Origin of the sequence: Streptomyces sp. CoH27, from assembly GCF_020181035.1 — a bacterium.
GTDB classification, from domain to species: Bacteria; Actinomycetota; Actinomycetes; order Streptomycetales; family Streptomycetaceae; genus Streptomyces; species Streptomyces camelliae.
Genome location: NZ_JAIQYY010000038.1, coordinates 24,256 through 33,905 on the forward strand (window position 1 = coordinate 24,256; position 9,650 = coordinate 33,905).

Annotated in this window: 8 protein-coding genes and 1 pseudogene; 4 read left to right on the top strand and 5 right to left on the bottom strand. The window is 69.3% G+C overall.

The features are described from left to right. Positions 1 to 131: 131 nt before the first annotated feature. On the top strand, positions 132 to 527 hold the full coding sequence (gene sodN, locus LE548_RS39655) for a superoxide dismutase, Ni (protein ID WP_225101901.1): 396 nt from the start codon (positions 132 to 134) through the stop codon (positions 525 to 527). Between the two features lie 7 nt (positions 528 to 534). Here the strand turns inward: sodN and LE548_RS39660 are convergent. The 3 genes and pseudogenes from LE548_RS39660 to LE548_RS39670 form a co-directional block, all read right to left on the bottom strand. Beyond that, a pseudogene (locus tag LE548_RS39660) lies at positions 535 to 750 on the bottom strand (site-specific integrase); the annotation flags it as partial. A gap of 64 nt (positions 751 to 814) precedes the next feature. Next, positions 815 to 1,633 carry a class I SAM-dependent methyltransferase gene (locus LE548_RS39665; RefSeq protein ID WP_225101903.1) on the bottom strand — a complete coding sequence of 273 codons (819 nt, stop codon included), beginning with the start codon at positions 1,631 to 1,633 and terminating at the stop codon, positions 815 to 817. Beyond that, complete coding sequence (locus LE548_RS39670) at positions 1,630 to 2,967, bottom strand: helix-turn-helix domain-containing protein (protein WP_225101904.1); 1,338 nt, start codon at positions 2,965 to 2,967, stop codon at positions 1,630 to 1,632. Before LE548_RS39670 ends, LE548_RS39665 begins: the two co-directional genes overlap by 4 nt. A 104-nt stretch (positions 2,968 to 3,071) precedes the next feature. Between LE548_RS39670 and LE548_RS39675 the strand changes: the two genes are divergently transcribed. Further along, positions 3,072 to 3,539: an ATP-binding protein gene (locus tag LE548_RS39675; RefSeq protein WP_225101905.1), complete on the top strand. Its 468-nt coding sequence runs from the start codon at positions 3,072 to 3,074 to the stop codon at positions 3,537 to 3,539. Beyond that, entirely contained in the window at positions 3,533 to 5,371 is a 1,839-nt protein-coding gene (locus tag LE548_RS39680; RefSeq protein WP_225101906.1) for a tetratricopeptide repeat protein, read from the top strand. Before LE548_RS39675 ends, LE548_RS39680 begins: the two co-directional genes overlap by 7 nt. Before the next feature lie 621 nt (positions 5,372 to 5,992). On the opposite strand, the gene dctA is transcribed toward LE548_RS39680, so the two are convergent. Together dctA and LE548_RS39690 are read right to left on the bottom strand one after the other, a co-directional pair. Next, positions 5,993 to 7,390 carry a C4-dicarboxylate transporter DctA gene (dctA, locus tag LE548_RS39685; RefSeq protein ID WP_225101907.1) on the bottom strand — a complete coding sequence of 466 codons (1,398 nt, stop codon included), beginning with the start codon at positions 7,388 to 7,390 and terminating at the stop codon, positions 5,993 to 5,995. After that, positions 7,387 to 8,505 carry a PrpF domain-containing protein gene (locus LE548_RS39690; RefSeq protein ID WP_225101908.1) on the bottom strand — a complete coding sequence of 373 codons (1,119 nt, stop codon included), beginning with the start codon at positions 8,503 to 8,505 and terminating at the stop codon, positions 7,387 to 7,389. Before LE548_RS39690 ends, dctA begins: the two co-directional genes overlap by 4 nt. A 146-nt stretch (positions 8,506 to 8,651) precedes the next feature. Between LE548_RS39690 and LE548_RS39695 the strand changes: the two genes are divergently transcribed. Next, a complete protein-coding gene (locus tag LE548_RS39695) occupies positions 8,652 to 9,557 on the top strand; it encodes a LysR family transcriptional regulator (protein WP_225101909.1) in 906 nt (301 codons plus the stop codon). The last annotated feature ends 93 nt before the right edge of the window (positions 9,558 to 9,650 follow it).

The window sequence follows — 9,650 nt, forward strand, 5'->3', positions numbered from 1 at the left end:
CGGTCCGTTCCTCCACCAGTCTCAGTCTCACCCTGGACTTTTGTCCTAAGCCCTAGGGGGCACCCGAGAAATCGCGTTCCTCAGGGAGTAATGTCGCACCTGAGAAGACGATCACGAGGAAGGAATGCTCCATGCTTTCCCGCCTGTTTGCCCCCAAGGTCAAGGTCAGCGCCCACTGCGACCTGCCCTGCGGCGTTTACGACCCGGCCCAGGCCCGCATCGAGGCGGAGTCGGTGAAGGCCGTGCAGGAAAAGATGGCCGCCAACGACGACCCCCACTTCCAGACGCGTGCCGCCATCATCAAGGAGCAGCGCGCGGAGCTGGCGAAGCACCACGTCTCCGTGCTCTGGAGCGACTACTTCAAGGCCCCGCACTTCGAGAAGTACCCGGAGCTGCACCAGCTGGTCAACGACACCCTGAAGGCCCTGTCGGCCGCCAAGGCGTCCACCGACCCGAAGACCGGCGAGAAGGCGCTTGAGCTCATCGCCGAGATCGACCGGATCTTCTGGGAGACCAAGAAGGCGTGATCTCCTCTTACGCCCTCTGACCTGCGATTTCCTTTATTGCAGTGTCTACCTGTCCGCACCCGGTCCGCAGGCCGCCGAGAACGGCGTCCATGACGGTCCGGGTGCGGTCTTCTTCGTCCGGCCACGGATGGGCGTAGAGCCGCAGCGTGATGACGGCGGGCGCGTGGCCGAGGACCAGCTGGACCTGCCTGACGCTCGCTCCGCCGGCGATGAGGGCGGAGGCGACGCTCACGACAGCGAGCGAACGGCCTACGGAGCGCGGCCGACGCAGGTGGCGGAGTCAGCCCTCAGCGACGGCAGACAAGGATGCCGCCCAAGCATGTGACCTCAAAGGACCCATGCCGGGCGATGTGACCGGCCAGGATAGTGCGCGCCCGCTCGATCGTGGCATCGAAGGGCACATCGTGCTGATCCGCCCATGCCTGGTAGGAGGCCATGTGCGCGATGACCGGCTCGGGATCGTGAACCGTGATGGTGCCGGGCAATTCGATTGCCTCCACCCGGCTGAACTCCTCCCCCAGGAAGGCCGGGGCCTTCTCCAGGGAGAAGCGGGCGCTGAGCGAGATGCGGGCCGGGCCGCGTCCGGTGCCGAGCACGTCGCCGGCGGCCCGCTGCCACAGGTCGTCGAGTTCAGCTTTGTCCCGATCGCTGTTGGTGGAGGCGATCACCAGCCCGACACGGGCGACCACGCGAGACAGCTCCCTGACCGCCTGAGGGATGTCCGGGACGTGGTAGAGCATGTGCAACGCCAAGGCAGCATCGGCGCTCCCCGTGGCCAGCGGCAAGCGGGTGGCGTCTGCAACGGCGACCAGGCCAGGGACACCAGCAAGGATGCCAGGAGCGATGTCCAGGCCCAGCAAGGCCAGGTCGGGCCGGTCCTGGCGGAGCCGCTGGATGAACTTGCCGTTGCCGCAGCCGACGTCGACCACGCGCCCACGCACGCCCCTCAACTGTTCGGCAACGATGCCAGGCAGGTCGTAACGGGGCGTCTGCCACTGGTAGAGCGACTGGCGGGCGGCCAGATCGCGGTCACTGCTGTAGGCACTTCCGGCGAGACGGCCCCGGTCGGTGACGGCGGCGTCGTGTGCGGCGGACAGTTCGGTCACGTCGGCAGCTCCGGAGGGTGGGCGGCGGGTGCGGCCGCAAGGACGGCCGTGTGCTGGAGTCGTTCGCGCAGGTGTACGGCCTGCGCGGCTCCACCGTACTGCGGCCCGCTCAGCTCCTGGCCCAGAGCGGTGAGCCGGCGCACGATGCTTGCCGACATGCGTTCCGGCGGGGAGCCGAGGACGAAACCGAGCATCGCCTCGGTACCGTCCAGGTCGCCGAGGAGCATGCGGCCGCGGGCGAGATCGACATGGGCGGCGAACAGGTCACCGACCGACTGGTCGTCGTCTTCGGCGCTTCGGTAGAGCCGGATCGCGGTGTCTGCACTGGCGATGGCCTGCTGGACATGCTCCCGCCCGCCTACGGCCAAGTGGCTCGTCCCCGCGTACGCGAACTGCTTGGCGGCCGGGAAGGCGAAAATGCCCGGCACCTCGTCGTGGCCACGCATCGCCTCGCGGGAGCGCTCGGCGCCCGCCAGCGCGGCTACGGCACCCGCCCGGTCTCCGGCTATGGCCAGCGCCCGCGCCTCCAGGCTCGCCAACCGAGCCCCGATACTCCCACCCGCCCGGTGCTGGCGACCGGCCTGCGCCAGCCGAGCCGCCCGCTCGTAGTGCCCGGTCCAGTAGGCGATCAGCGACTCCACAGCGCGTACCCAGGCCAGCATCCCCTCGTGGCCGGCCGCCTCGGCGCACGCCCTGGCGGTACGGCTGTGCGTGGCGGCAGAGTCATAGGCACCCAAGTCCAAGCAGACGTGCGCGGACAGCCCGCACAACCGAGAGGCCGCGACGTACAGGTCGGTGGTCTGCCGGGGATGCTGCCGCCCGCGCAGCAACTCGAACACCCCGTTCCGAAGCCGCTTGATCTCGACGTACACCTCCAGCAGCGGATGGCTGACGTAAGTACGGGCGAGCCGAGCGACATCGGCCTCCAACTGCTCTACGACGAACTCGTCGGCGTTGCGCTGCGCGATGAACCGGGCGAACTCCGCCGAGGCCACCGCATCCGCCGACACAGCTGCGGCGACGGTGCGTGGACGCGCCGTGGGCCACGCGAGCGGTGTCTGTCCCCCCTCATCCGCGCCCTCCCCACCCCGTCGGCTCTTGCTGACAGCGACCGCCCGGTCGAGCACGGCGGCATCGACGCCGAAGACCTGCGCCAGGTACTTCCGCGTGTACGGCACCGGGATGCGCACCTCGCGCTCGTAGCGCCCGATCTCCTTGCCCGTCTTGGTGGCCCGCCCCTCCAGGGTATTGCACTCGTCGGCCACTCGCTGCTGGGACCACCCACGCTCTGTGCGCAGCCGGACGAGCAGAGCACCGATCCCTGTGTCGCTCATCCCCTCACCCCGCAGCACGCGAACTGTGGCCCCCATAGTGGCCCCCGGCATGGCCCCCATGCCGGCTCCCGACCCAAACGAGCTACAGCGGTTGGCTGTTGACCATGCCCAGCACACCGCCCGGCAAGCCGGGCACTCTCGCCCTGGCCCCGACCCCTGCCCCAGGCGCCGACGTCGAGCGCCGCAGGAAGCTCTTCGACCGACACCGGACCACACCCGGCGCCGCCCGGAGATTCGTCGCCGAGACCCTTACCCAATGGGGCCGGACCGAACGCCTCGACGACGTGCAGCTGTGCGTCTCCGAACTCGCCACCAACGCCATCCTGCACGGAGCCCCCTCAGGCGGACTGGTGCTGGTGCGCATCACCCTCGCCGACACCCAACTCCGCATCGAAGTACACGACAGCGGCGACGCCCCACCCCACAGACGACACGTACCGGCCGCCGCCGAGACCGGCCGCGGCCTACTGCCTGTCTCGGCCCTCGCCGACGACTGGGGCGTGGAGGAACGCCGGGGCCCCGGCAAGTGCGTGTGGGCCGCCTTCCAGCACAGCACGGTGCCGGCATGCTGACTCCCGCCAGCACCAGATCGCTCACGATCTCCGCCGGGCTGATCGCTTCCCTGGCCACGGTCACGTGGCTGGACACCGCCCCGACCGGCACCACTCTCTGCTGCCTCCTGCCTGTGCCACAGCCGCCGCGAAGCCGCTACGAGACGCAGACCGTCGTCGAACAACGCATGCGGACGATCGCCGAGGCCCTCCGCCTCGGCCCGGCCGCCGCGCCCCCACCGGACATCGGGCCACGTCTGCGCCCGATCACACCCACCGAGGTCGCCCTGCGCTTCGACAGCACCCCCTACCGCAAGCGCATCCCGGCAGGGCGCTCGTGGGCTCTCCTGCTCGGCCGACGAACCCCGGTGGCTCTCGTCCTCGGTCTGGACCCGCTCGCCCGCAGCGCCACTCCGGCCGAGATCGACAGCTACCTCGACGTCGGCACCCTCCGCCAACGCCTCCTCTTCGGCCACACTCGCGAATTCGTGCTGTGCTTCGAGAACGTCAGGGTGCTCGTCCCCGAGCTCAGCTCTCAGCCCTTCCAGCACCATTCTGCACGCTTTCAGTGGGCCACGGCCTTAGGGCGCGTCGGACGGACGAACGACGCGGTGCCCGAGATGCGCAGAGTCCTGGATCTTCAGCAGCGTGTACTCGGAGAGTCACACTGCAACGTCGCCAGCATCCGCGCATCACTCGGCGCCCTCCTGTTGCAGCAGGGGAGCCTCGCCGAGGCAGAGGAACAGATGCGAGAAGCACTGAGCATCCTGTCGGAGAACGACGGCGAGCGCCTTGATGTCCGGCACGATCTAGTAGCAGTGCTGCTCGCGCGTGGGAGGGTTCGGGAGGCTATCCATCAGCTGAGGGAAATCGCGGAGCAGGAACTTCGCCGATCTGGGCCCGCGCATACCGACACAATTACTGCGCGCAATAGCCTTGGGGTTGCCCTGAAGGACTTCGGACAACTCGAAGAAGCGGAAGAGGTCTACCGTAAGGCACTCGGGGACGGAGCCGCTAAGCACTCAGACGATCAGCCCCTGATGCTGACGGTGCGCCATAACCTCGCAGTGGTGTTGTGCATCCGAGGGAATCTCGACGAGGCGGAAAGCGAGCAGTCGGCGATCCTGGAAATCCAGGAGCGAATGCTCGGACCCGAGCATCCCCAGATGTTCGCGACGCGACTCTCACTAGCCCGCATTCTGGACGACAGAGGAGCCGCCGCCGAAGCCGAGACGGCATACCGCAACCTGTTGTCAGAGTGCACTCGTGTCATGGGCCGCAATCACCCGCAGACCTTGTCCATCTGGGGAAACCTGGCCTTCCTACTTTCCGATCAAGGGCGGTTTGTCGAATCGGAGGAGGAATATCGCAATGCGCTCGACGGATGCCTCAAGACCCTCGGCGAAGACCATCCAGACACCCTCACGATGAAGCACAACCTGGCCATGGTGCTAGGGAACCGAGGGAAACTCGTAGAGGCCATCACGCATTTTCGAGACGTCGTGGAGCGTCGGACACGCACACTTGGGCCTGATCATCCAGAGACGTTGGCAGCACGCAAGAACCTTGGCGAGGGCCTGAGCCGAGCGGAGCAGCCAGCAGCAAGCGCCGAGCAGTTCGGGATTGTGGCTGAAGGCTGGGGTCGTACACGTGGCGCAGACCACGACTCCGTCTGGGACCTCCGCTACCGGCGAGCCCAACTCCTGTGGGAAGCCGGACGCCCTCGCGCCGCCCAAGACGAACTCGAAGCACTGCTGGACCTGGCCCAGAAGGCCGGCCTCGATGAGGATCCACGCGTCACTGCCCTGCAACGGGTGCTATTCGCCGTACGTGCCGACGATGGCGACTCCTAGCGGGAGGCGCAACAGTCCGCGCACAGTCCGCAAAACACCCGATCAAGACCGTCGCACCCCATCGCCACCAATCGCCAAAAGGCCAGGTCAGCGCCCCACAGGAAAGATTCCCGCAGGTCACCGACCCGGCCCATTACTAGGAGACCAAGAAGGCGTGATCTCCTCTTACGCCCTCTGACCTGCGATTTCCTTTATTGCAGTGTCTACCTGTCCGCACCCGGTCCGCAGGCCGCCGAGAACGGCGTCCATGACGGTCCGGGTGCGGTCTTCTTCGACTGCCGGGCAGCCGGATCCCCGTCAGTGCTGTAGGCGCTGCCGACGAGGCGGCCCGGTCGGTGCCGGCGGCATCGTGTGCGGCGGACAGTCCGGTCACGTCGGCACCCCCGGAGGGTGGGCAGCGGGTGAGGCCGCAAGAGCATCCGGCCCCCGCAGCCACCAGGAGCGGCCCCGCCCCATGACCTACGCCACCGCCCGCGTCCGTGAACTCAGCCTCCACCGCCAGCACTTCGACCTCGCCGCCGGCGACATCATCCGCTTCCTGCGCGTCGGTACGAGCCTCCCCCGGCAAGACATGCGGGCCGGTCCGGAGCGTCTGCTCCGGACCGCCCCGCCCATGCGACGTCAGCTTGCGGCGGGAACCGGGTCGCGGGTTGGTACGGGTGTCACCTTCTGACCGGGCTCGGCCGGCACCGCGGAAGGAGCGGGGGCAGGGGAGTAGGGGATCGCTCCGCTCAGGACGGCCTTGGCGCGGTCCTCGTCGAGCTCGCCCTCCCAGCGGGCGACGGCCAGGGTGGCGACGCCGTTGCCGACCAGGCTGGTCAGGGCGCGGGCTTCGGACATGAACCGGTCGACGCCGAAGATCAGCGCGAGGGCGGCGGGCGGGACGTGAGGGACGGCGCTGAGCGTGGCGGCCAGGGCGATGAAGCCGGAGCCGGTGACGCCTGCGGCGCCCTTGGAGGTGAGCAGCATGACGGCGAGCATGGCCAGTTGCTGGGTGAGGCTGAGGTGGATGCCGAGGGCCTGGGCGAGGAAGACCGAGCCCATGGTCAGGTAGATGGCGGTGCCGTCGAGGTTGAAGGAGTACCCGGCGGGCAGCGTGATGCCGACGACCGGTTTCGAGGCGCCCGCGTGCTGGAGCTTGGCCATCATGCGCGGCAGGACGGGCTCGGTGGAGGAGGTGCCCAGGACGATCAGCAGTTCTTCCTTGATGTAGCGCAGGAAGGGCAGCAGTCGCAGTCCGTTCAGGCGCATCACGGTCCCGAGGACGACCAGGACGAAGAAGAGGGCGGTCAGCCAGAACGAGCCGACCAGCAGCGCCAGGTGGCGCAGGGTGCCCAGGCCGTAGTGGCCGATGGTGAAGGCCATCGAGCCGAACGCGCCGATGGGGGCCAGCCGCATGATCCAGCGGATGAGTGTGAACAGGACCGTGGAGAACTTCTCGACGCCCCGGGCGATGCCCAGGCCGGCCTCTCCGCTGGCGTGCAGGCCGAAGCCGAACAGCACCGACACCAGCAGCACCGGCAGGATCTCGTTGCCGGTCAGGGCGCTGACCAGGGTGGCCGGGATGATGGCGAGGAGGAACTCGGCGAAGCCCTCGTGGGCCGTGGTCGCCTCCGGCGGCAGGGACTTGGTGGACAGGGTCGAGAGGTCGATGTGCAGACCGCTGCCCGGCTTGACGACGTTGACGACGACCAGGCCGATCACCATGGCCACGGTGGTCAGCACCTCGAAGTAGAGCAGTGCCTTCAGGCTCACGCGGCCGACCGCGCGGGCGTTGCCCATGGAGGCGATGCCGTGGACGACCGTGCAGAAGATGACCGGCGCGATGAACATCTTCACCAGCGCGATGAAGCCGTCGCCGAGCGGCTTGAGGTCGGCGCCGGCGGACGGCCACAGCCCGCCCACGGCGGCGCCGAGGAGGACGGCGATCAGGCACTGGACGTAGAGGTGGGACAGCATCCGGCGGATGCGGCCCGGTGGGGCGGTGACGGTACCCGGGGCGGCGTCGTTGCGGCTCATGCGGGGCGTCCTTCCAGGACGGGAACGAGGAGTTCGGCTCGGGCGATACGCCGGGCGGCGCGGTGCAGCAGCACCGTGGGGGACGCGCCGTCCGGTGCGGGGACGGCTCGGGTGGTGACCACGCCGGCGGGGGTGCCCAGGCGCAGCGTGCCGTCGGCGGTCTGCCGGGCGACGCGGTGGGCGAGGGTGCCAGGGGTGGCGGCTGCCGTGGCCAGGGCCACGGCGGAGGTCAGGCCGATCGCCGGGTGCGGCGCGTGCATGGAGACCATGCGCACGGCCAGGTCGTACTCGTCCTGGTTGACGAGGATGCCCTGTGTGGTGCGATAGGGGGCGGGGCGGGCGACGATGCCCACCTTCGGCACCGCGTGGCTGACCGGATCGCCCTCGCGGGCCAGGCCCATGGCGAGCGCTGCCTGGCGGCGCAGCAGCGTCAGCGGTGGCACTGCGGTGGCGAACGCGGTGACGGATTCCGTGCCGTCGAGGCCGAACGCCTTGGCCTCGAACAGCGCGGCCGGCGCGCCGGCGTCCACCAGGGATGCCTCGACAAGGCCGTCCGGGCCGGTCAGCTCGTCCAGTGCCCGGCCGGTCGGCAGAGCGCGTCCGGTCGTCGAGCCCGCCGGTTCCTCGAACCCGAGCAGGACCGGCACGCCCGGCGCCGAGGTACCGGGGACCACGGCCGTGCCCTCCTCCGGGGCCACGCCCGCGGGGGTGGGGATCGTGCCGGTGAGGCGGGCCCCGGTGTTGACGTTGAGCATGCGGACGGTGGTGGTGTCCGACGTGATCGGCACGAGATCGTGGTGGACGGCGTACAGGGCCACGGCGGTGGCGCAGTTGCCGCAGTTGCTGGCCCACTCCACGCGCTCGTCGCCGATACCGACCTGTGCGAAGGCGTACTCGACGTCCACGCCGGGCTGGGTCGACGCCTGTACGACGGCGGCCTTGGAGGTGGTGGAGGAGGCGCCGCCCACGCCGTCGATCTGGCGGGGGTCGGCGGCGTTGAAGGCGGCGAGCAGGAGGGCATCGACGTCCACGCCCGTGGCGGCCACGTCGCGGTGGTCGAAGATCCAGCACTTGCTGGTTCCTCCGCGGATCATCTCGCCCTGCAGACGCAGCACAACCGACTCCTCACAGCCATGGAAGGGGATGTCCACCGACGGTCTCGCCGTGCGTGGTGTCCTCCACGGTGGGTTACGGCAGCGTGAAGTACAATCTCGGAAATCTGTATGGCTATTAAGCTGAAGTGAACGCTGGAGGTGGCGGCATGCTCGACGTCCGGCGCATCCTGCTGTTCACGGAGGTCGCCCGGCGCGGCTCGGTGACAGCGACCGCCCGCGCCCTCAACTACACCCCGTCAGCGGTATCGCAGCAGATCAGCCGCCTGGAAACGGAGGCAGGCCAGCCCCTGCTGGAACGCCACGCCCGGGGTGTCACCCTCACCGACGCCGGACGGGCGCTGGCCGAACGAGGGCACCGGATCGAGCGCGAACTGCGGGCCGCGGAAAACGAACTCGCCGACTTCGCCGGCCTGCGCGCGGGCACACTGCGCATCGGCACCTTCCCCACCGTCGGCGCCTCGCTCCTCCCGCAGGCCGTGATCGCCTTCCGGGACGCCCACCCCGACGTACGGCTGACCGTCCGCAGCGCCCGCATCGCCGGACTCTGGACGATGCTGGAGAACCGGGAGATCGAGATGTCGCTGATGTGGGACTACGACTGGAGCCGGATCGACCGGGAGGACATCGTCGTCACCCCACTCCTCGACGACCCGCCGGCCCTTCTCGTCAGGGACCAGCATCCACTCGCCGGCCGCGACGCCGCCTCACTCGCCGACTTCGCAGACGACCCCTGGATCACCCGCGCCGACCATCACCCGGTGGCCGAAGCCCTCGTCCGCGGCTGCCGCGCCGCCGGCTTCGAGCCCCACATCGCCTACGAGGCCCACGACTACCAGGAAGCCCAGGCCATGGTCGCCGCCGGCATCGGCGTCGCCCTCGCCCCCACCCTGGCCCTGGAGGGCATCCGGCCCGGCGTCGACATCCTGCCCCTCCAGGCACCGGCCCCCGTCCGCCGCATCCTCCTGGTGCGCATGGCCGACCACTCGCTCACCCCTGCCGCCCTGACCTTCGCCGGACTCCTCCGCGATGCCGCTGCGGCCCGAACACCCTGACAGCACATGAGGCCGGCGGTGGCGTGTGTGCCGGACACGCTGCGGCGGATCGTGGAGAGCACACCCGCGGAGCACAAGCAGGGGCCCGGTCGG

Coding starts and splice junctions, on each gene's coding strand:
- LE548_RS39695 (WP_225101909.1), top strand. CDS start 8,652: ATGCTCGACGTCCGGCGCATCCTGCTGTTCACGGAGGTCGCCCGGCGC.
- LE548_RS39670 (WP_225101904.1), bottom strand. CDS start 2,967: ATGAGCGACACAGGGATCGGTGCTCTGCTCGTCCGGCTGCGCACAGAG.
- sodN (WP_225101901.1), top strand. CDS start 132: ATGCTTTCCCGCCTGTTTGCCCCCAAGGTCAAGGTCAGCGCCCACTGC.
- LE548_RS39675 (WP_225101905.1), top strand. CDS start 3,072: ATGCCCAGCACACCGCCCGGCAAGCCGGGCACTCTCGCCCTGGCCCCG.
- LE548_RS39680 (WP_225101906.1), top strand. CDS start 3,533: ATGCTGACTCCCGCCAGCACCAGATCGCTCACGATCTCCGCCGGGCTG.
- dctA (WP_225101907.1), bottom strand. CDS start 7,390: ATGAGCCGCAACGACGCCGCCCCGGGTACCGTCACCGCCCCACCGGGC.